This is a genomic window from Arthrobacter sp. 1088 (genome assembly GCF_031455315.1).
Classification (GTDB): domain Bacteria; phylum Actinomycetota; class Actinomycetes; order Actinomycetales; family Micrococcaceae; genus Arthrobacter.
The window spans coordinates 399,962-419,429 of the sequence record NZ_JAVDSM010000003.1 but is presented as its reverse complement, the minus strand read 5'-3'; the positions used below and the strand labels follow the sequence as shown (position 1 = coordinate 419,429).

Sequence of the window (19,468 nt, the reverse complement as noted above, 5' to 3'; positions counted from 1 at the left end):
CCTAGGCGAGGAATATAGTTTGGCCTGACATTCGGGCGACTCGACAGAATGCTTACAGTGTTGGAAATGAGAGGATGACAGGCATGACTCTCCCTATCGCCAAGCCGTGGCTGTCCACCCAGACCAACCAGGATCCCCGCGCTGCAACCGGCCAGCGTTTGCGATGGGGAGTCGTGTCCACAGGCAACATCGCCAACAGTGTTTCCCTGGACCTTTCCCTGCTGGAGGACGCCGAACTCTATGCCGTGAGCTCAAGGACCCAAGCTGCCGCGGACGCTTTTGCGCACACACTTGGTTTCGCCAAGGCGTACGGGAACGACGCCGGTGTCCCAGGCTACCAGCGGCTGTTCGAGGATCCCGCCGTCGACGTGGTTTACGTGGCCACACCCCACGCACAGCATTTCCAGATCGCCGCGGCGGCCCTGCGCGCAGGCAAACATGTTCTCTGCGAGAAGGCACTCACCATCAACGCCCGCGAAGCCACCGAGCTGGTGAGGCTGGCCCGCGAGCACAAGGTGTTCTTCATGGAGGCAGTCTGGAGCCGCTTCCTGCCAAGCATGCAGCGCGCCTTTTCCATTGCGGCGTCAGGGGAAATCGGGCACACCCAGTGGGTCAGCGCAGACCTGGGCTTCCCTGCACCCTACGATCCATCCGCCCGCATCTGGGCACTCAACGACGGAGGCGGGGCCCTGCTGGACATCACCGTCTACCCGTTGCTCTGGGCTTTGGGAACACTGGGCTTCCCACAGTCAGTTACCGCGATCGGCACGCTGAACGAGGACGGCGTGGACACACAGAATGCGCTGACGCTCGGTTACGCCAGCGGTGCCCAGGCACAATTAACCTCTTCCCTGACGGCCCACGGTCCACGCACTGCCACGGTGGCGGGCGGGCTCGGGTATCTGCAGACGGTGGGCTCGGTGAACAACCCCCGGGAACTGCTGATCCGTGTTGGTTGGGATGAGCCGCGGCATGAACGATTCGATGTGGTGGGCGTCGGCTACACCTACGAACTCCGCGAAGTGACCCGCTGCATTCAACAGGGCCTGCTGGAGAGCCCGGTCATGCCGCTGGAGGACTCCATCAACGTCATGCGCTTGTTCGATGGCGTCCGGTCCCAGTTGGGGATCAGGTACCCGAACGACGCGCGGTGAGGTAACGGCACTCGGTGAGGTTTCAGCCTTCGGCGCGTGCCGCCGTCGGGAGTTAACCCGGCTGTATTAACGTCGCTGGCCTTGACGCCACTGGCCTTAGCGACGTTGGCCGATCGGCTGCCTGGCCAGCTTGCGGTCCAGTGACCAGGCGCCGGGACCGAGGAACACGAACGCCACTGAAATCGCGACGTAGACGATCAGGAGTTCGGCGTTGACACCGGACTTGTCCGTAAGCAGCGGCTTGCCGGCTTCCGTGACGAACCAGATGCCGGCGAACATGATTGCCGCAAGGAAACCAGCCACCCTGGTCAGGGCCCCGAGGACCAGGAGCAGCCCCAGGCCAATCTCCCCTGCGATGACCAGCCAGGCAACGATCTCGGGCTTCTGCACGCCCATGGCAGCAACCGACGCAGCGAAGGCGGCGTGACCGGCCACGAACTTTTGGATGCCATGCACCATGATCAGCGCGCCGAACACCACGCGCAGGATCGTGACGCCGCGGGCAGAGGACTTGGGAGACGGGTGAAGGAATTTCACGGGTCCCAATCTTCCATGCCTTTGCGACGAGCGCCAACCCAAGTAAGTAGCAGCAGATGCCGTTTTGAGCGTTCAAAAGGGCATCTGCTGCGACCTAGTTGCGCGGGTGGGGGCAGAATGGAACCTGATAATGGGCCGAGGGTGGATGGAGCTGGCATGGTGGACGTCGTAGTTGTTGGCGGAGGAGCAATGGGATCGGCCGCCGCGTGGCAGCTGGCCCGCAGCGGTAAGTCCGTGGTCCTGCTGGAGCAGTTCGAGGCCGGTCACCACATCGGTGCATCCCACGGCGCCACCCGCAACTTCAACACCGCGTACGCCGAGGCCGACTACCTGGACCTCCTCGCCGAGGCGAAGACCCTGTGGGATGAGCTTGCTGCGGAAACAGGGGCGCCGCTGCTGGACCTGGTGGGGCTGGCGAACCACGGCAACGTCGAGCGGCTCCGGACCGTCCAAGCGGCCCATCAGGAACGCGGCATCGAAAGCTACTTCATCTCAGCCGATGAGGCCATGGACCGATGGCAAGGCATGAACTTCGCCACCGATGTGCTCTTCGTTCCCGGATCCGGACGGGTCCGTTCAGCCAAGGCACTGGTGGCACTTCGAACGGCCGCCGAGTCCCATGGCGCCATCTTCAAGTACTCGACGCCGGTCCGCGACATCCGTGTCGACGGTGCCGAAAGCGTGGTGGTCGTGACGGACGAGACCGAGTACACAGCCAACCGGGTGGTGGTCACCGCCGGCGCCTGGACGAACAAGGTCCTCGGCGACCACGCGAAGCTACCGCCGCTGGTTGTTACCCAGGAGCAGCCTGCCCACTTCACCCCCGTGGACAACACGCTCGTGTGGCCAAGTTTCAACCACACCCCGGATATGGACGATCCCGCGTACGAATACTGGTACAGCCCCGTCTACGGCATGCTCACCCCCGGCGAGGGCGTCAAAGCGGGCTGGCACGGCGTCGGCCCCGTGATGGATCCGGACGAGCGCACGTTCCAGCCCATACCCGAGCAGCTCGACGCCTTGGTGCGTTACGCGCAAGAGTGGCTTCCCGGCGTCGACCCTTCAACCGCGGTTCCCATCAGCTGCACGTACACCACCACGCCCACGGAGGACTTTGTGCTGGACCGTTTTGGCCCGCTGGTGGTGGGCGCCGGGTTCTCCGGGCACGGTTTCAAGTTCACGCCGGCTATCGGCCGGGTGCTGAAAGACATCGTCGACGGCGGTGTGGCGCCTCAGCGTTTCCTGGCCGACCGTTAGGAATATGTAGACAGATAATGCCCCCAAGACCGGGTCTCAGGGGGCATTATCTGTAATGACTAGCTCAGGGTCGCGACGACCTTGTTGAACGTGGCCGACGGGCGCATGATCTCTGCGGCCTTGGCAGCGTCCGGACGGTAGTAACCGCCCAGATCGACGCCGGGACCCTGGACTGCGTTCAGCTCGCCGACGATGACTTCCTCGTTGGAGGTCAGGGCTTCAGCGATGGCTGCGAAGTCCTTGGCCAGCTCGGCGTCCTCAGTCTGCTTGGCCAGTTCCTGTGCCCAGTACATGGCCAGGTAGAAGTGGCTTCCACGGTTGTCCAGTTCGCCAACGCTGCGGCGCGGGGACTTGTTTTCCAGCAGGAAGGTACCCGTGGCGCGGTCCAGCGTGTCGGCAAGGACCTGGGCGCGGGCATTGCCGGTGGTGGTGGCAAGGTGCTCGAAGCTAACGGCCAGGGCAAGGAATTCACCCAGGCTGTCCCAGCGAAGGTGGTTTTCCTTGACCAGCTGCTGAACGTGCTTGGGAGCGGAGCCACCGGCGCCGGTCTCGAACAGGCCGCCACCGTTGATCAGCGGAACGACGGAAAGCATCTTGGCGCTGGTGCCGAGCTCGAGGATCGGGAACAGGTCCGTGAGGTAGTCGCGGAGGACGTTACCGGTGACGGAGATGGTGTCCTCGCCCTTGCGGATGCGCTCCAGGGTGAAGGCTGTTGCCTCCTCCGGGGACATGATCTCGATCTGCAGGCCCTCGGTGTCGTGGTCCTTCAGGTACTCGTTGACCTTGGCGATGAGGTTGGCATCGTGCGCACGGCCCTTGTCCAGCCAGAAAACCGCCGGAGTCTGGGAAGCGCGGGCGCGGGTAACGGCCAGCTTGACCCAGTCGCGGATCGGGACATCCTTGGTCTGGCATGCGCGCCAGATGTCCCCCGGGGATACCTGGTGCTCGGTGAGGACGTTACCCTTGCTGTCCACGAGCTGGACGGTTCCGGCTGCCTCGATTTCGAAGGTTTTGTCGTGGCTGCCGTATTCCTCGGCTGCCTGCGCCATGAGGCCCACGTTGGGAACGGTGCCCATGGTGGTGGGGTCGAATGCGCCATTGGCACGGCAGTCGTCCAGGACTACCTGGTAGACGCCGGCGTAAGAGCTGTCCGGGATGACGGCGAGCGTGTCCGCTTCCTTGCCGTCCGGGCCCCACATGTGACCGGAGGAACGAATCATGGCCGGCATGGAAGCGTCGACGATGATGTCCGACGGAACGTGCAGGCTGGTGATGCCCTTGTCCGAGTCCACCATTGCCAACGCAGGTCCGTCTTCGAGGCCCTTGGTGATAGCAGCCTTGACGCCTTCGCGGACGTCTTCCGGCAGGTCTTCCAAGCCGCTAAGGATGGCTGCGAGACCGTTGTTCGGGCTGATGCCTGCGGCTGCGAGCTGCTTGCCGTAAGTATCGAAAAGCTCGGAGAAGTAAGCCTTGACCACGTGGCCGAAGATGATGGGGTCCGAGACCTTCATCATGGTGGCCTTCAGGTGTGCGGAGAAGAGGATGCCCTCTTCCTTGGCACGGGCAACCTGTGCCTTCAGGAACTCGTCCAGGGCGCCTGCGCGCAGAACGGTAGCGTCCACAACTTCACCGGCCAGGACGGGGAAGTCCTTCTTGAGGACCTTGGTACTGCCGTCTTCGCGGACCAGCTGGATGCTGAGCGAATCGTCAGCCTTGAGCACAACGGATTTCTCGTTGGAGCGGAAATCATTCTGGCCCATGGTGGCAACGTTGGTCTTGGAATCGGCAGACCAGGCACCCATGGAGTGCGGGTTCTGACGGGCGTAGTTCTTCACCGACAGCGGTGCGCGGCGGTCAGAGTTGCCTTCACGCAGCACCGGGTTCACAGCGGAGCCCTTGATTTTGTCGTAGCGCGAGCGGATGTCCGTCTCGGTGTCCGAGGAGGGGTTGTCCGGGTAGTCCGGGAGGGCGTAGCCCTGGGCCTGGAGCTCGGCGATGGCAGCCTTGAGCTGCGGCACCGAGGCGCTGATGTTGGGCAGCTTGATGATGTTGGCTTCCGGCTGCTTTGCCAGTTCGCCAAGCTCAGCAAGGGCGTTGCCCGTGCGCTGCTCTTCAGTCAGGAAATCGCCGAAAACGGCGATGATGCGGCCGGCCAGCGAAATATCGCGGGTCTCGACCTCCACACCTGCGGTCGAGGCATACGCTTCCACAATCGGCAGGAATGAGTAGGTAGCCAGCATCGGCGCTTCGTCTGTGTGGGTATAGATAATCTTGGCCATTGGCGGGGTTCTCCCTGAAAGTCTGCAGATTTCAACATCTCTAAACTTACCCGAGTAGACCGGATTGGCGGCTCTTCGTGTCCGGGATCACGTGTTCGTTACCGCGCGGGAAAGCGATTTACGCCCGACGGCGGCCTTGCCGCCCGAGCTGCCGACCGGCGTCGTGCAGTGCTCCCCGCCGCGTGACAAGAAGTGAAAGCAAAATATCACAAACTATGAAAGAACTCTTTACAAACTTGTCATACGTTGGGTAGCTTCGATTCCGTCAGTCGGCGGTCGCCATCACTGGCCGCCCCACTCCCTCGATAGGTTGGAAGAACGTGACAAAAACCAAGACCCTGGCCACAAGCCTGCTGAGTCTGTCCGCTGCCGCAATCCTTGCCCTGGTTGGAACCACCAGCGCAAATGCGGCCCCCGCCAAGGACATCGACTCCAGCGGCGTTGCGGTCAGCAGCCATGTAGCGTCGGACAACGGCGCCGCAGACTACTGGACCCCGGAACGCATGAAGAACGCCAAGTCCGGCGACATCCTCGCCAACAAGGCACTTGACCGCGGCCGGCTCCTCAACCTCGGAAAAGCCCCGGTCACCGAAGCCCCGGGCGCCCTTAAAAGCATAGAGGGCCAGCAAGCCTCCACCGACTCCAAGACCATCGACCGGAAGGTGAACCAGAGCGAAACGCCCGTCAAGCACATCGGCAAGATCTTCTTCACCCTCGGCGGCTCCAACTACGTCTGCTCCGGCAACTCCGTGACAGCAGCCAACAAGAGCACCGTGTCCACTGCAGGCCACTGCGTCAACGAGGGACCCGGCGCCTACGCCACCAACTTCGTGTTCGTACCCGCCTACCTCAACGGCTCCGCACCCTATGGCAAGTGGACAGCAAGGGCGCTGTACTCCCCCACCCAATGGGCGTCCAACGGCAACATGCAGTACGACACCGCCTTCGCCGTCATGAACACCCTCAACGGCCAGCGGCTCGCCGATGTCGTAGGCTCCTCCGGTGTCCAGTTCAACGCCGCCCGCGGCCTGAGCTACAAGTCCTTCGGCTACCCGGCAGCTGCTCCGTTCAACGGCGAATCGCTCAAAAGCTGCTCCGGCACCGCCACCAACGATCCCTACAACCCGCAGTTCGCCACCCAGGGAATCCCGTGCAACATGACCGGTGGTTCCTCGGGCGGTCCTTGGATCATCGGCAACAGCTCCGGCGGTTACCAGAACTCGGTGAACAGCTACGGCTACGGCAGCAACTCCAACACCATGTATGGCCCGTACTGGGGCTCCGTCATTCAGTCCACGTACACCACGGCGGCGGCTTCGTAGCAGTCTTCTTAGCGCGACCTTGTTAACAACGACGGCGGCCGTCCCCTACCCGGGGGCGGCCGCCGTTGCGTTTCACTGGCTTTGGGCTGTTGCCCGCCGTTGTTTAGTGGAAGAAGTGGCGTGCACCGGTGAAGTACATCGTGATGCCGGCAGCGTTGGCTGCGGCAATGACTTCCTCATCGCGGACAGAACCGCCGGGCTGGACCACGGCGCGAACACCGGCGTCGATCAGGATCTGCAGGCCATCAGCGAACGGGAAGAATGCATCCGAGGCTGCAACGGCACCGCGTGCACGCTCTGGTGCGTTGGTCGCGTCGGCGTTCGAAGCGCCGCCAGCACCTTCGACGTCGGACTCCACCGTGACGCCCAGCGTGTTGGCGCGCTCGACGGCAAGGCGGCAGGAGTCCAGGCGGTTGACCTGGCCCATACCGATGCCCACAGCTGCGCCGTGATCTGCGATCAGGATGGCGTTGGACTTGGCGGCGCGGCAGGCAGTCCAGGCGAAGGCGAGGTCGGCGAGGGTTGCTTCATCTGCGGCTTCACCGGCTGCGAGGGTCCAATTGGCGGGGTTATCGCCGTCGGCGTCCACCTTGTCGCTCATCTGAACCAGCACGCCACCGGAGACCTGGCGCATTTCGGAGGGGTAGCGGCCGTAGCCCTCAGGCAGGGCAAGCAGCCGGATGTTCTTCTTCTTGGAAAGAATCTCCACGGCTTCCGGCTCAAAGTCCGGAGCAATGACAACCTCAGTGAAGATGTCGGCAACCGTGCGGGCCATGCCAGCGGTGACGGTGCGGTTCGCGGCGATCACGCCACCGAAAGCGGAAACGGGGTCGCAGGCGTGGGCCTTGGCGTGGGCGTCAGCGATCGGATCTGCAGCGTCGGCGGAACCGACAGCGACACCACACGGGTTGGCGTGCTTGATGATCGCAACGGCGGGCTCGGCGAAGTCGAACGCAGCACGGAGGGCGGCGTCGGCGTCGACGAAGTTGTTGTAGCTCATGGCCTTGCCGTGCAGCTGGTCAGCCTGCGCGATGCCGGCCGGAGCAGCCTTGTCCACGTAGAGGGCAGCCTGCTGGTGCGGGTTCTCGCCGTAGCGGAGGACCTCGGAACGCTCCAAGGACAGACCTGCGTAGGCAGGCCAGTCGATGACGCCGTCGCCGTCTTCATCCAGGAACTGGCTGGCGGTCCAGGTTGCCACAGCGTTGTCGTAGCTGGCCGTGTGCGCGAACGCCTTGGCGGCCAGGCGGCGACGGGTGTTGAGGTCGAAGCCGCCTTCTTGTGCTGCAGCAACCACTGCGCCGTAGAAGTTCGGGTCCGTGACAATGGCGACGGCGGCGTGGTTCTTCGCGGCCGAACGCACCATCGCGGGGCCTCCGATGTCGATCTGCTCAACCACATCGTCCTGTGCTGCGCCGGACTTCACGGTCTCGACGAACGGGTACAGGTTCACCACGACGAGATCGAACGTCTCGATCTCCATACCGGCGAGGGTTTCCATGTGGGCCGGGACGCGACGGTCGGCCAGGATGCCGCCGTGCACGCGCGGGTGCAGCGTCTTGACGCGGCCGTCCAGCATTTCCGGGGAGCCGGTGACTTCTTCGACTTCCTTGACCGGGATGCCTGCGGCAGCGATCTTCTTGGCGGTGGAGCCGGTGGAAACAATGGCGACGCCGGCTGCGTGCAGGCCCTTCGCGAGCTCCTCCAGTCCCGTCTTGTCGTAAACCGAGATCAGTGCACGGCGGATGGGAACACGGTCAAGCTGCGTCAAGCTCACAAAAGTCTCCGTCTTAGTTCGCGTAGATGTCGCGGGTGGTGGGATACGGAGAGTTTATCGTGTTTCGTTGGCGCGCTCGTTTCGGGTCCTGGTTGGTCTTGCGTTGCGGGGCCCGGTCTTCGCCCCATGCCCCACGTTTGCCACGCACAACATGCCCCACAACATAGGGTTGAGCCATGGAAGCCACCGATGTCGTTCTCGCCGCCGATGTAGGGAAGAGCCGTTGCCGCGTGGAGCTGCGCAGCGGCACCGAATTACTTGGCGCGGCGGACCAGCACGGGTTCCCCGGAGTCCACATGGACAACGGCCCCACCATCGCTTTCGACCTCCTCCTTGAGACGGTCTCGATGCTTCCGCCCGGCCTGCCTGTGAGCACGTTGACGGGAATCGGCGCAGCAGTTGCCGGCGTCGAGGCTTCTGCGGAGAAGTCCCGCGAGCTCGCAACTATGTTGTCGCAGCGCTTCGGCGTCCCGGCAGCTGTCCTTTCGGACGCCACAGCGGCCCAACTTGGAGCCCTCCAAGGCGCGCCGGGCACTACCCTGATCGTGGGTACGGGGGCGGTGGCCTTCCGTTTCGATGAAGCCGGCGTCCTTCATCGCGCCGACGGTTGGGGACCCTATCTGGGCGATCGTGGCAGCGGCCGCTGGATCGGCCAGCGGGGGCTCCAGGCCGTTTTGGAAGCGCACGACGGCGGCCCCTCCACATCGCTTTCGGCTGCGGCGGGGGCTCTGGTGGACTCCCCGGAAATGCTCCCGGCATGGCTCGCATCCGTCGAAAACCCGTACCGCGCCATGGCCCGGTTCGCGCCGCTGGTTCTGCACGCCGCGGAGGCGGGTGACGCCGTCGCGAATGTCATTGTGGACGAGGCCTGCCGCATCCTGACCAAGACCGTGCAGCTGGCCGCGGGCGGCGACTCCGGGAGCTCACGCCGTGTTGCCCTGCTGGGCGGAGTGGTCAGCTCCGGGTTCTTCGCGGAGCTCTTGCGGAAGTCCCTTGCTTCGGCTGGGATTGAGGTGGTGGCCCCGCTGGGCGATGGCTTGGACGGTGCTGCCCTCGCTGCGACGCGCCGCGGGCTCATCCAGGAAAGGTACATCCACCGTGACGGAACAAACTGGCCCGACTCGCCCCACTGACGCGGACAGGCTCGCCGGCCTGCGCACGGAACTCGCCGGGCTGGAGACCGAAGCCGCGGCCGAGAACCTGAGCGAACTGGACACCATGGGCACCGAGGAACTCGTCGCGGCCATGCTTGCCCACACTGCAGGAGTACACGCCGCGGTTGAAGCAGCGAGCCCTGCGATTGTTCAAACGGTCGACGCCGTTGCGGAGCGACTCCAGCGTGGAGGTCGCCTTCTCTATGTGGGGGCTGGAACGGCCGGGCGCCTGGGTGTGCTCGACGCGAGCGAGTGCCCACCGACGTTCGGCACCCCGCCGGGACTCGTCGTCGGACTTATCGCAGGTGGCGTCCAGGCGATCCAGAAACCCGTTGAGTACGCCGAGGATAACGCGACCGCAGGCGCGCGCGACCTGCACGACATCAACGTGACGGAAGCGGACGCCGTCGTGGGTATTACTGCGTCCGGCCGAACGCCTTACGTGATCGGCGCTCTGGAAGAGGCCCGGAAAAAGGGTGCGTTCACGGCGTCGCTGGCTTGCAACAAGGGCTCGGCCGTCAGCCATCTTGCGGATGTGGCGATTGAGGTAGTGGTGGGTCCGGAGTTCATTGCGGGCTCGACGCGACTGAACTCGGGCACGGCCCAGAAACTTGTCCTCAACATGATCAGCACACTGGTGATGGTGAAGCTCGGTAAGACGTACGGGAACCTGATGGTTGACCTGCGCGCGACCAACGAGAAACTCCTGGCCCGCTCGCAACGGACAGTGCAGCACGCCACCGGAGTGGACGCGCATGAAGCCGTGGCAGCACTGGACTCGGTCAACGGCTCGGTAAAAGCCGCCATCCTGGTGCTGCTCACCGGCATCGAACCAGCTCAGGCCAAGAGAGCTCTCGAAGAAGCCGGTGGTTACCTGCGAAGGGCGATTGAAAACCAGAAGTAACGCGAACGGCGGTGTTGGCCCGAGCGCATAAAGTTGCATGCAGGAGGGCAGATGAATACATACACAGCCGTGCCCAGCGGCGAACAAGTTGTGCAGGAACTGCCATGGCGGTGGAAGGTCCAAGGCAGGATCTTCGTGATCGGTGGGCTCGGATTCATGTTCGACGCCTGGGATGTGACGCTCAACGGCATCCTCATTCCGCTTCTGTCCAAGCATTGGTCCCTGCAGCCCGCTGATGCTGCGTGGATCGGTACGGCCAACCTGATCGGCATGGCTCTGGGCGCGTTTGCGTGGGGAACCATCGCCGACACCATCGGGCGCAAGAAGGCGTTCACGGCCACCCTCCTGATCTTCAGCATCTTCACCGTGCTCGGCGCCTTCGCCCCGGACATCGTGTGGTTCTGCATCTTCCGCTTCATGGCCGGGTTTGGGCTGGGCGGCTGCATCCCGGTGGACTATGCCCTGGTGGGTGAGTTCACGCCTCGCAGGCAGCGGGGCAAAGTCCTCACGGCGATGGATGGCTGGTGGCCCGTGGGCGCGGCTCTCTGTGGCTTCATCTCCGCTGGACTCGTTGCTGCCTTTGGCGACTGGCGGCTCACCATGCTGATTATGGTTCTGCCTGCGCTCCTCGTTTTCTGGGTGCGGCGCAGTGTCCCGGAGTCCCCGTTGTTCCTGATTCGGGCCGGCCGTCGGGCTGAGGCAGCGGCGGTGATTGATGGTTTGGTGGAGGCAACGGGCGCATCACCCCGGGCGTATAGCCTGCCGGAACCCCAAGCCGCCCCCAGGCTCTCCCCCGGCAGCGCCTGGGAACAGCTTCGAAAAATCTGGACATTTAACTGGAAAATCACCACCGCAGCCTGGGCCCTGTTCTTCAGCATCCTGTTGGTCTATTACCTGTCCCTGACGTGGATGCCCCGGATCCTCATTGGCGCCGGCTTCGAGGAGTACAAAGCCTTCGTCACCACAGCCGGGATGGCCGCCGTCGGGCTTTTGGGCGTGGTGGTCGCGGCACTGCTGGTGGAGCGGGTGGGCCGCAAGTGGATCCTCGCCATCACCGGTCCGCTTTCCGCGCTGACGTTGGTGATCGTCGCGTTTGTGGTGGATGTTCCGCAGGCCGCCGTGTTCTGGCTGTTGGTGTTCGGCTTCGTGGTCCAGGTGGCAATCCCGGTCCTCTACGCCTATGTGTCCGAGCTGTATCCCACGGAACTCCGGGGCTCAGGCTTCGGCTGGGCCTCGACGTTCTCCCGCATCGGCGCAGGCTTCGGGCCTTTGGTGTTCGCTTCGTTCTTCTGGCCCGAGTTCGGCCTGGCTCAGTCGTTTGCGATGGCCGGTGGGCTGGTGCTGCTCTCTGTGGTGTGGATGGCGTTCTTCGCTCCCGAGACGAAGCAGCGCGTGTTGCGTTAGCTTCCCCAACTAGGTCGCACTTAAGCGCGTTTAGAGGCCGCTAAACGCGCACAACTGCGACTTACTTGGGTGACCAACCGCGTTGCTCGAGCGCCCGCCTCACCTTGGCCACCGCGGACCTCGCGCCGGTGGTCATGTGACGCTTGGAGATACGGACCAGGATCCACCCTGCCCGGCTGAACTCCTCCTCGCGGGCAATATCCCGCACGATCTGCTCGGCCTCCGAATGGCCCTCCCCGTCGTATTCGACCGCCACCCGCCACTCGCGATAAGTTACATCCGATTGACGCACGACGCCGGGACCCAACTCCGTGGGTACGTTGACTTCCGCAGTCGGTAGCCCCGCCCGGTCCAGTGCCAGCCGAAGCCGCGTTTCGGGGGCCGAGTCGGCGCCGACGCACGCCTGTTCCAGGGCAAGACGGGCTTTGCGGATCCCCGGTGTCCCCCAATGGCGGTCGAGCATGTCTTCCAGGTCATCCACCGTGCAGTAAGGCGCGCTGCGTCCCTCGAATTCCGGCCTCGGTATGCGCAGCAAGTGATCCGCCACCACAGTGATCTCGTCGATGTCCATTTTCCGCGCGCAGTCCAACCATGTTCGGGCTCTGCTCGTGATGTACAGGCCGTTAAGCGTGGTGATTTCGTCTTCAAAGAACTGGCCCCGGTGGCCAATGACGCCTCGGCGACGAGGAATCGCCATGGTGTGAGGGCGTGCGATGTGGATTCTTGGGTCATTGCTGCCAGGCAAGAACGCCGGAAACCCCCACAACAAAAAGGCAGTCGCGTGGGACGCGGCTGAGAACGGAGTAACAAGGGTCACCGGACGAACGGTTTCAGCAAGGGCGAGCGGAGCATCCGACTGAGGTATCCGAATCGCCCTGCTCGGTGAGACCAGGCTTCGGTGACTCAGCCGCCGTCGGGATACCCCCGCTGCAACGGCTTCCTGCCAGGTGAAAGGCAACGAAGCGAGTGATTCAGGAAGGGGTCGCGGAGTCTTCATGCCCCATGCTGACAAACTTCCCTATGGGCGTGCGGCGTTATCCACAGGCAGAGGACGTCAACCGGAATCTAAGTAGCAGCACTGCGCGTTTTGAGGGCGCAAAACGCGCTTAAATGCGACCTAGTTGGGAGAAGCGGCGAGGTCGGCCAGCGTCTGGACCAGCAGGCGGCGCTCCACTACCTTGATGCGCTCGTGCAGGGTTTCCTCGGTGTCATTCGGCAGCACGGATACTGCCTCCTGGGCAATGATGGGCCCCGTGTCCACGCCGGCGTCGGCCCAGTGAACCGTGCAACCCGTGACCTTCACGCCGTAAGCCATGGCGTCGCGGACACCGTGGGCGCCCGGGAAGGACGGCAGCAGCGCCGGGTGTGTGTTGACGTACTTGCCGTTGAAGGCCTCGATGAAGTCGGCGCTCACGATCCGCATGAATCCTGAAGACACCACCACGTCCGGGTTATAGGAAAGGACCTTGTCGCGGAGCGCGGCGTCCCATTCGGCGCGGGTTTCGAACGAGTTGAAGTTCACCACGAAGGTCTCAATGCCGGCCTCGTCCGAGCGCTCCACACCGTAGGTATCGGGGCGGTCGGCGCCCACAGCGGCGATCTCGACATCCAGTTCACCCGACTTCACGGCGTCGATGACAGCCTGAAGATTGGAACCAGTACCGGACACGAGGACAACAATGCGCATTGCACTAGCTTATGGGCGGCTCGCGTAGGCTGGAAAACATGAATCCCGACGTCGGTCGCAAGCCGAGCCAGCAACCCCGCACCGCCGCGGAAAAGTCCGCTTTCGGCGTGACACAGATCCTGTTCCGCGCTTTCCTTTTGTCGGCTTTGGGATCGTTTTTCGTGTTCTCCCTGAACGTGAACTACGTGTGGTTGAGCGCCATCCTGACGATCGCCGGTTTGGTGCTCGGGATCGTGGTCCTGGTCCGGTCGGTGAAGTACAAGCACCCTCGGCTGGTGTTGTTCGGCACCATCTCGGGACTCGTGGTCTCGGCGATCATGTGCCTGCTGATTCTGACGTCTGTGCTCTTCTTCAAACAAGTCACCACTTATCAGGATTGCGCTCGCTCGGCGCTGACGGAATCCGCCAAGACACAGTGCCTCACGCAGCTTGAGGACTCGATGCCGGGCCCGGTCCGCTAAAGCGAGCCCAACAAAAGCGGGCCGGCAACCTCAGGCGTGTTCGTCGTCGAACGCTACTTCGTCCAGGTTCGCCTCGCGCAGCTTCTGGCGGCGTTCCAGCCACGGCCCCACTGCATAACCGATCACGACGCCGATGCCCACTTCGGCGGCCAGCCAGACTGCCGTCCACAGCGGGTGGGGTCCGATTTCCGTGAGCCGGCCGATGCCTGCTGAACCACGGGCGACCCATGCGAGCGCACCGCTCAGGACACCGGCGACAGCTCCAACGAACGCCCCCAGGAACAACGTGGACGCCGCGGCGGTGAACCAGCGGGCCTTAATTTTGATGGAGAGCCATTCGTCGAAGTGGTTTTCGCCTTCGCGGAGGAACCACCAGCCAGCCATGATCCCCGCAACGACGGGGAGGGCGAGAGCCATTGCTCCGGCGTCGAGCTGTCCGGCGGGAAGCCCGCCGAAAACGGGGACGGCAGGCAGAGGTCCGACGGCGGTGCCCAGCGGCCCGGCATGCGAGCCGACACCGAGCGAGAACCCAGCCCCGGAGGACCAGGCCAAAGCGAAGACTACGAGGTTGGGAAGGAAGCCGAGTTGCGCGATCGTGAGGACGGCCCCGCCCAGAGCGCCGGCTTGGAGGCCTTCGTAAACAGCGATGATGTCCGTCCAGTGCCACACGATGTCCACGGCCAACAGGACCGCGGCCAAGCACACGGCGGCCATGGTCGCAACGAATCCGGCCTTCAGCGCTGAGCCGACGTAGGAGCCCGCCCACCGTGAGTGTTGGCTGGTCTTCGCGATCCAGGCGACGGCGTCCACACCGATGAGCCTGCTCCAGGAGCCTGCCTCACGCCGGGCGCCGACCACCAGGCCCAATGCGAAGGAGATCAGTGGGATAGTCATGGCGAACCAGAGGTTGATGACCACCTCGGGGGTGCGGCACACGAATCCTGTCGCTGTCCCGAACGCGGCGTAAACAAGGCAGGCACCCAGGAACGCCTGCCACAGCTGGTCCGTGTAGGAAGCGCGGGCAAGTCGTCGTCCCGCCCGCCATGCAAGCAGGAACGGAATGAGCGTCAGGCCCAAGGGAATCAGCGAAAGAAGACCCGTTCCAGGCTGGCCGGCTGTGCCCACGTTGACCTGTGCCAAAGTCAGCGGAACACCGTGGATCAGCAGCCAGGCCTGCCCGGCAAGGCGCGCCAGGAAGTCCACGTTCCGGTTCTGGAATCCGTCGGTGGCCCACACTCCCACTAAGGGAAGCACAACAACGATGGCCGAAATGAAGGCTGCCTGTGCCGCTTCCAAACCGCCCTGTAGCCAAAGGGGCATCGGGAGGCCACGGTTTCCGGTCTGATCAGCGCGCAGTTTCATCGTGTCCTATCGTGCCACGGTAGGCAGCGCTCCCCCGGCAGGCGCCCTGTAATACCGCCAATTCCAGCGCTTTTTGCATGAACCGGCCGTAAAATGGGAGATGTTCGCAAAGGTGACTGGAGGACGACATGAGTACGTCTGCTTCACATGCACGCGGTGTCCATTTCGGACGGCAAGACATCCAGGTGGTAGGTCTGGGTGTGGGTGTCATCGTTGGGCTGGTGGGCATCCTGGGCTTCATTCCAGGCATCACCATGCAGTACGCGGAGCTGCAATTCTTCGGCCCGGACTCGCATGCGATGCTCTTTGGCGTGTTCCAGGTATCCGTGCTGCTCAACCTCGTACAGCTGGCCATCGGCGCGACGGGTTGGGCCATGTCCCGCACAGCCCACGGCGCGAGGAACTTCCTGATGGGCTTTGGCGCCCTGTACATCGTGCTGAGCATCTACGGGCTGAGCGTCGGAGTCGATTCCGCAGCCAACTTCCTGTCGCTGAACTCTGTGGACAACTGGTCTCACATGGTGCTGGGCATCCTGATGATCGCCGCCGGTTGGATGTTTGCCCAGTACTTCACAGACGATAAAAAGGCCCGGAAATAATAGAAGCCGGGAACTAGGAGCGGCCAATGAACAGGTGTCACAACTAATAAACAGAAAGTCGTACTAGCAGCTGGTGCAGCCACCTACGGATTCTCTCCAAAGGTTGCACCAGCCTTCTTTGTTAAGGCTCGACGGCGGGTTGCCACGTTACGGGGCAGGCTCCAGCCTGGCTGGGGGTCGTGGCACAAATGACGCACAAAAGTGCTGGACTTCCCTGCTGCAGCCCAACGAGACTGTGTACACGAACAGGCACACGGCCTATGGGGGTCAACGGATGAGGCCGGTTCACATCGTCTGAAGGGACAAGGTCAATGAACGACCTCTCGGCATTTTTCCCCTTGATCGCCGGCATTCTTGGCGTGGTTGTTGTCATCGGCTTCGTGTGGCTGGCAACCAAGGCGATGTGGAAGGTGGCGGAACCGAACGAGGCCCTGATCATTTCAGGGCTGACCCGTGGCACGCTCGAAAATACCGATGGCATGGATTTCAAGATCGTCACGGGCAAGGGCGCCTTGGTGGTTCCGGGACTGCAGACCGTGCGAACCCTGGCGCTGACGCTGAATGAGACGGAGCTCAAGGTTTCCTGTGTGACGTCCCAGGGCATCCAGGTGATTGTGGACGGCGTGGTGATCTACAAGATTGGCGACGCTCCCCCGTTCATCGCGAACGCTGCGCGAAGATTCCTGGGGCAGCAGCCGAAGATGGAGAGCCAGGTCTACAACGTGTTTGAAGGGCATCTCCGCTCGATCATCGGCAGCATGACTGTTGAGGAAATCATCCGCGAGCGCGACAAGCTCGCCTCACTCGTCCGCAGTGCCAGTGGCGTGGAGATGGAGAAGCTTGGCCTCGTGGTGGATTCGCTGCAGATCAAGGACCTGCAGGACCCCACGGGGTACATCCAGAACCTTGCCAAGCCGCACATTGCCCAGGTCAAGATGGAGGCCCGGATCGCTGAGGCCACACGCAACCGTGAGGCGGCTGAGAAGGAAGCGGAAGCTGCTGCACTGATTGCCGATGCCCAAAGCCTGTCCGCCATCAAGCAATCCGCTGCGCAGGCGAATGCTGAACAGGCCCGGGCCAACGCTGCTCAAGCCGGACCGTTGGCCGATGCTACTGCCCGGCAGCAGGTGGTGGTCCAGGAGACCGAGGTGGCAAAGCTCGAGGCCGACCGCGAAGAGCAGAAGTTGCAGACAACCATCCGCAAGCCTGCCGATGCCAAGGCCTACGCGCAGAGGACCGAGGCTGAAGCGAAGAAGGCCGCTGATATCAGTGCTGCCGAGGCCCTCGCGAAGCGCATCGAACTCGACGCGCAAGCCAACGCCCGGCGCGTTGAACTCGAGGCCCAAGCAAATGCTGGAGCTGCAGCGGCAATGGCAGGCGCAACCCGCGTGACAGGTGAAGCCGAGGCTGCTGCGACGACGGCCCGAGGAAATGCAGCAGCATCCGCAGTTAAGGCCAAGGCGTTGGCTGAGGCGGAAGGCATCAAGGCCCGCGGTGAAGCGTTGGAGACAAACCAGGAAGCTGTCATCAACCAGCAAATCGCCGAGAACATGCCTGCCATCGTTTCGGCTGCGGCGGAGCCTTTCTCGCGCATCGGTCAGCTGACGGTGCTGAACGGCGGCGACGGGCTGAACAGCATGGTGGGTGGAATCCTGTCCCAGGTTGGGAGCTTCCTCCCGTCCCTGGCTTCGGCCTTGAAGGGGAATGGAGTCAATCGACCGGCTGCTGCACCCACCCGGCCCACGGCCGTGAAGTCCCCGGCGGCGAAGGCGTCGGATGCGGCGTCAGATGCATAGAGAGGTCAATCGGAGCCTCACCGGCAAGATCGGAAGGGTGACCGGGACCATCGCACCGGGCACCATCGGCGAAGTCATGCTCCCCTTCCATGGCGGTACCAGCGCATTTTTTGCCTACCCATTCGACAAGACCAGCGTCTTTCCTGTGGGCGAGAAGGTACTGGTGATCTATTTCGAGCCGCCCCAGACCGTCTACGTCGACGAGCTTCCGGATGTACTTCGGGAATCCTGACGTGGGGACTGGGCCGACAATGCAAAATACTAGGGCTGCGGTCCGTAGATGAATTCCTTGGCGTGATGGACTGCCTTCTTGAAGGCGTCGTTACGCAACGAGACCTGCTCTTTGCTCCCACCCTTTCCGGGTTCGATGAACGTAGTTGGCCCTGGGCGGAGGATCCAAATATCCCCGGCCGGCGGAAGGTAGAAGACGCCGAAGGACCGATGTTCGGGATCGTCCGTCCAAATGGGAACCACGGCCACAGCCGCACCAGTATCAACATTGATCCATTGAGCGCGCGGCATGGGCTGCTCGTGGACTTCCGGGTCCAGGAACGGCGCGGTGCCCTTTCCCCAACGATTCTCGAATCGCTCGTAGAACGCGGGCATCAGATGGCTGTCGTACGAGCGCCAGGCACTCATAAGTATCTCCTTCGGGCTTTGGGCGAGGGGTATCCGGGGTTCGTCCCGGGCAGTGGTTCCCAGTGGACCGGGCCGAACACGAGAGGCTGCTGATCCTTTTGACTGGCAGCGGGAGTAGCCGGCGTCTTGTGGACGCGGACCTTTACCGGCTTCCCGGTGGAACCGCTGGGCCCTGACGAGCCGGCCGACGAGCTACCCGCTCTCCGGCTGTGGTCGTACGCACTCCGCTTCGCCGGATCCGAGAGCACAACATACGCCTGCATGATGGCGTGCAGTTTCTGGAGGTCGGCCGCCTTGGTGGTGTCGCCGTCGTCGGCCTTTTTGCGGGTATCGGGGTGGTGCGTGCGGAGCAGCGAGCGGTAGGCGTGGGTGATTTCACGGGCTGTCGCGCCGGGAGCCACGTTCAAGATCGCGTAGTAGTCGGGTTGTTTGGTGCTCACTGCTGGTTCCGGATAAGTGCTGCGGATTTGGCGATGGCCCCCGGCATGGGCCGGGGGCCATCAATCGGGAGACAACGTCGGGGACCGCGTTTCATCTGCACGACAAGTGCTGTGGCGTGGCGCGAAGCCTGCGCCCATCTGTTCCGATGCGGTCGGTCTGAAGCTCCCGGCCTGACGCCCCGCTGGTCAGCCACCCCCGGGTGGAGCTCCAACGGGGCAGCTTTGGTTAGGCGTTGATCTCCTGCCGTTGGCTATTGGAAGAAATCTCGATACGCCGCGGCTTTGCCTTCTCGGCGACGGGGATGCGGAGTGTCAGCACACCTGCGTCGTAGCTGGCCTGGATGCCTTCGGTGTCCAGGGTGTCACCCAGAATGAGCTGCCGGCTGAAGACGCCTTGCGGGCGTTCGGCGGCAATCATCTCGGTGTTCTCGCCCGCAGGCGACTTACGTTCTGCCTTAACCGTCAGGACGTTGCTTTCGACGTCCAGTTCCACCGAATCAGGCGTGACGCCCGGCAGATCGAAGGCAACAATGAATTGCCCGTCCTCCTGCCAAGCATCCATCGGCATGCCGGCAGGCCTTGCTGTTGTGCCAAAAACCTGTTGGGCGAGCCTGTCGAATTCGCGGAACGGGTCTGTGCGCATCAGCATTTGGTTCTCACTCCTTCAGATCTTGATGCGGTTTTGTTGTTCTGCCAGCC

The 19,468-nt window shown here is 63.1% G+C and carries 19 protein-coding genes; 10 read left to right on the top strand and 9 right to left on the bottom strand.

Annotated features, from left to right (window positions below; genetic code table 11):
* Nucleotides 1-83: 83 nt before the first annotated feature.
* Nucleotides 84-1,154 carry a Gfo/Idh/MocA family oxidoreductase gene (locus tag J2Y41_RS06805; RefSeq protein WP_309927409.1) on the top strand — a complete coding sequence of 357 codons (1,071 nt, stop codon included), beginning with the start codon at nt 84-86 and terminating at the stop codon, nt 1,152-1,154.
* 96 nt (nt 1,155-1,250) lie between these two features.
* Here J2Y41_RS06805 and J2Y41_RS06800 read toward each other — a convergent pair whose 3' ends face one another.
* Nucleotides 1,251-1,691 carry a DoxX family protein gene (locus J2Y41_RS06800; protein ID WP_224091487.1) on the bottom strand — a complete coding sequence of 147 codons (441 nt, stop codon included), beginning with the start codon at nt 1,689-1,691 and terminating at the stop codon, nt 1,251-1,253.
* A gap of 156 nt (nt 1,692-1,847) precedes the next feature.
* On the opposite strand from J2Y41_RS06800, the gene J2Y41_RS06795 reads away from it, so the two are divergent.
* Nucleotides 1,848-2,948, top strand: a complete 1,101-nt coding sequence (locus J2Y41_RS06795) for an FAD-dependent oxidoreductase (protein WP_309927406.1) — start codon at nt 1,848-1,850, stop codon at nt 2,946-2,948.
* Nucleotides 2,949-3,007: 59 nt separating this feature from the next.
* Here J2Y41_RS06795 and J2Y41_RS06790 read toward each other — a convergent pair whose 3' ends face one another.
* A complete protein-coding gene (locus tag J2Y41_RS06790; protein ID WP_309927404.1) occupies nt 3,008-5,227 on the bottom strand; it encodes an NADP-dependent isocitrate dehydrogenase in 2,220 nt (739 codons plus the stop codon).
* A gap of 320 nt (nt 5,228-5,547) precedes the next feature.
* Here J2Y41_RS06790 and J2Y41_RS06785 point away from each other — a divergent pair, with 320 nt between their 5' ends.
* Nucleotides 5,548-6,549 carry a hypothetical protein gene (locus tag J2Y41_RS06785; protein ID WP_309927402.1) on the top strand — a complete coding sequence of 334 codons (1,002 nt, stop codon included), beginning with the start codon at nt 5,548-5,550 and terminating at the stop codon, nt 6,547-6,549.
* A 103-nt stretch (nt 6,550-6,652) separates the two neighbouring features.
* Here the strand turns inward: J2Y41_RS06785 and purH are convergent, their stop codons facing one another.
* Nucleotides 6,653-8,323, bottom strand: coding sequence for a bifunctional phosphoribosylaminoimidazolecarboxamide formyltransferase/IMP cyclohydrolase (gene purH, locus J2Y41_RS06780; protein ID WP_309927400.1), 1,671 nt, complete (start codon nt 8,321-8,323; stop codon nt 6,653-6,655).
* Nucleotides 8,324-8,499: 176 nt separating this feature from the next.
* On the opposite strand from purH, the gene J2Y41_RS06775 reads away from it, so the two are divergent.
* The 3 genes from J2Y41_RS06775 to J2Y41_RS06765 are packed head-to-tail and all read left to right on the top strand — an operon-like array spanning nt 8,500 to nt 11,785.
* On the top strand, nt 8,500-9,456 hold the full coding sequence (locus J2Y41_RS06775; protein WP_309927397.1) for a BadF/BadG/BcrA/BcrD ATPase family protein: 957 nt from the start codon (nt 8,500-8,502) through the stop codon (nt 9,454-9,456).
* Nucleotides 9,422-10,381, top strand: coding sequence for an N-acetylmuramic acid 6-phosphate etherase (gene murQ / locus J2Y41_RS06770; RefSeq protein WP_309927393.1), 960 nt, complete (start codon nt 9,422-9,424; stop codon nt 10,379-10,381). The genes J2Y41_RS06775 and murQ overlap by 35 nt, the downstream gene beginning before the upstream one ends.
* A 51-nt stretch (nt 10,382-10,432) precedes the next feature.
* Nucleotides 10,433-11,785 (top strand): MFS transporter, encoded by a 1,353-nt coding sequence (locus J2Y41_RS06765; RefSeq protein ID WP_309927390.1) that lies wholly within the window; start codon nt 10,433-10,435, stop codon nt 11,783-11,785.
* Nucleotides 11,786-11,846: 61 nt separating this feature from the next.
* On the opposite strand, the gene J2Y41_RS06760 is transcribed toward J2Y41_RS06765, so the two are convergent.
* Together J2Y41_RS06760 and purN are read right to left on the bottom strand one after the other, a co-directional pair.
* Nucleotides 11,847-12,482, bottom strand: a complete 636-nt coding sequence (locus J2Y41_RS06760; RefSeq protein ID WP_309927387.1) for a hypothetical protein — start codon at nt 12,480-12,482, stop codon at nt 11,847-11,849.
* Nucleotides 12,483-12,902: 420 nt separating this feature from the next.
* Nucleotides 12,903-13,472, bottom strand: a complete 570-nt coding sequence (gene purN / locus J2Y41_RS06755; RefSeq protein WP_224166759.1) for a phosphoribosylglycinamide formyltransferase — start codon at nt 13,470-13,472, stop codon at nt 12,903-12,905.
* 11 nt (nt 13,473-13,483) lie between these two features.
* Here purN and J2Y41_RS06750 point away from each other — a divergent pair, with 11 nt between their 5' ends.
* The gene (locus J2Y41_RS06750) at nt 13,484-13,933 is read left to right on the top strand and encodes a hypothetical protein (RefSeq protein WP_309927383.1); all 450 of its coding nucleotides are present in this window, start codon (nt 13,484-13,486) and stop codon (nt 13,931-13,933) included.
* Nucleotides 13,934-13,963: 30 nt separating this feature from the next.
* Here the strand turns inward: J2Y41_RS06750 and J2Y41_RS06745 are convergent, their stop codons facing one another.
* Nucleotides 13,964-15,295: a DUF6350 family protein gene (locus J2Y41_RS06745; RefSeq protein ID WP_224091470.1), complete on the bottom strand. Its 1,332-nt coding sequence runs from the start codon at nt 15,293-15,295 to the stop codon at nt 13,964-13,966.
* A 128-nt stretch (nt 15,296-15,423) separates the two neighbouring features.
* Between J2Y41_RS06745 and J2Y41_RS06740 the strand changes: the two genes are divergently transcribed.
* The 3 genes from J2Y41_RS06740 (at nt 15,424) to J2Y41_RS06730 (ending at nt 17,922) form a co-directional block, all read left to right on the top strand.
* The gene (locus tag J2Y41_RS06740; protein WP_309927381.1) at nt 15,424-15,894 is read left to right on the top strand and encodes a DUF4383 domain-containing protein; all 471 of its coding nucleotides are present in this window, start codon (nt 15,424-15,426) and stop codon (nt 15,892-15,894) included.
* Between the two features lie 311 nt (nt 15,895-16,205).
* A complete protein-coding gene (locus J2Y41_RS06735; RefSeq protein WP_309927379.1) occupies nt 16,206-17,690 on the top strand; it encodes an SPFH domain-containing protein in 1,485 nt (494 codons plus the stop codon).
* Nucleotides 17,683-17,922, top strand: coding sequence for a hypothetical protein (locus tag J2Y41_RS06730; protein ID WP_216924834.1), 240 nt, complete (start codon nt 17,683-17,685; stop codon nt 17,920-17,922). Before J2Y41_RS06735 ends, J2Y41_RS06730 begins: the two co-directional genes overlap by 8 nt.
* A gap of 29 nt (nt 17,923-17,951) precedes the next feature.
* On the opposite strand, the gene J2Y41_RS06725 is transcribed toward J2Y41_RS06730, so the two are convergent.
* The 3 genes from J2Y41_RS06725 to J2Y41_RS06715 all read right to left on the bottom strand — a co-directional run bounded on the left by J2Y41_RS06725 (nt 17,952) and on the right by J2Y41_RS06715 (nt 19,418).
* The gene (locus J2Y41_RS06725) at nt 17,952-18,329 is read right to left on the bottom strand and encodes a hypothetical protein (protein ID WP_224091464.1); all 378 of its coding nucleotides are present in this window, start codon (nt 18,327-18,329) and stop codon (nt 17,952-17,954) included.
* A complete protein-coding gene (locus tag J2Y41_RS06720) occupies nt 18,326-18,769 on the bottom strand; it encodes a DnaJ domain-containing protein (protein WP_309927373.1) in 444 nt (147 codons plus the stop codon). Before J2Y41_RS06720 ends, J2Y41_RS06725 begins: the two co-directional genes overlap by 4 nt.
* Before the next feature lie 226 nt (nt 18,770-18,995).
* Nucleotides 18,996-19,418 (bottom strand): Hsp20/alpha crystallin family protein, encoded by a 423-nt coding sequence (locus J2Y41_RS06715; RefSeq protein WP_224091460.1) that lies wholly within the window; start codon nt 19,416-19,418, stop codon nt 18,996-18,998.
* Between the last annotated feature and the right edge of the window lie 50 nt (nt 19,419-19,468).

Coding starts and splice junctions, on each gene's coding strand:
- J2Y41_RS06765 (WP_309927390.1), top strand. CDS start 10,433: ATGAATACATACACAGCCGTGCCCAGCGGCGAACAAGTTGTGCAGGAA.
- J2Y41_RS06750 (WP_309927383.1), top strand. CDS start 13,484: ATGGGCGGCTCGCGTAGGCTGGAAAACATGAATCCCGACGTCGGTCGC.
- J2Y41_RS06725 (WP_224091464.1), bottom strand. CDS start 18,329: ATGAGTGCCTGGCGCTCGTACGACAGCCATCTGATGCCCGCGTTCTAC.
- J2Y41_RS06790 (WP_309927404.1), bottom strand. CDS start 5,227: ATGGCCAAGATTATCTATACCCACACAGACGAAGCGCCGATGCTGGCT.
- J2Y41_RS06795 (WP_309927406.1), top strand. CDS start 1,848: ATGGTGGACGTCGTAGTTGTTGGCGGAGGAGCAATGGGATCGGCCGCC.
- J2Y41_RS06740 (WP_309927381.1), top strand. CDS start 15,424: ATGAGTACGTCTGCTTCACATGCACGCGGTGTCCATTTCGGACGGCAA.
- J2Y41_RS06735 (WP_309927379.1), top strand. CDS start 16,206: ATGAACGACCTCTCGGCATTTTTCCCCTTGATCGCCGGCATTCTTGGC.
- J2Y41_RS06745 (WP_224091470.1), bottom strand. CDS start 15,295: ATGAAACTGCGCGCTGATCAGACCGGAAACCGTGGCCTCCCGATGCCC.
- J2Y41_RS06760 (WP_309927387.1), bottom strand. CDS start 12,482: ATGGCGATTCCTCGTCGCCGAGGCGTCATTGGCCACCGGGGCCAGTTC.
- J2Y41_RS06775 (WP_309927397.1), top strand. CDS start 8,500: ATGGAAGCCACCGATGTCGTTCTCGCCGCCGATGTAGGGAAGAGCCGT.
- J2Y41_RS06805 (WP_309927409.1), top strand. CDS start 84: ATGACTCTCCCTATCGCCAAGCCGTGGCTGTCCACCCAGACCAACCAG.
- J2Y41_RS06715 (WP_224091460.1), bottom strand. CDS start 19,418: ATGCTGATGCGCACAGACCCGTTCCGCGAATTCGACAGGCTCGCCCAA.
- J2Y41_RS06730 (WP_216924834.1), top strand. CDS start 17,683: ATGCATAGAGAGGTCAATCGGAGCCTCACCGGCAAGATCGGAAGGGTG.
- purN (WP_224166759.1), bottom strand. CDS start 13,472: ATGCGCATTGTTGTCCTCGTGTCCGGTACTGGTTCCAATCTTCAGGCT.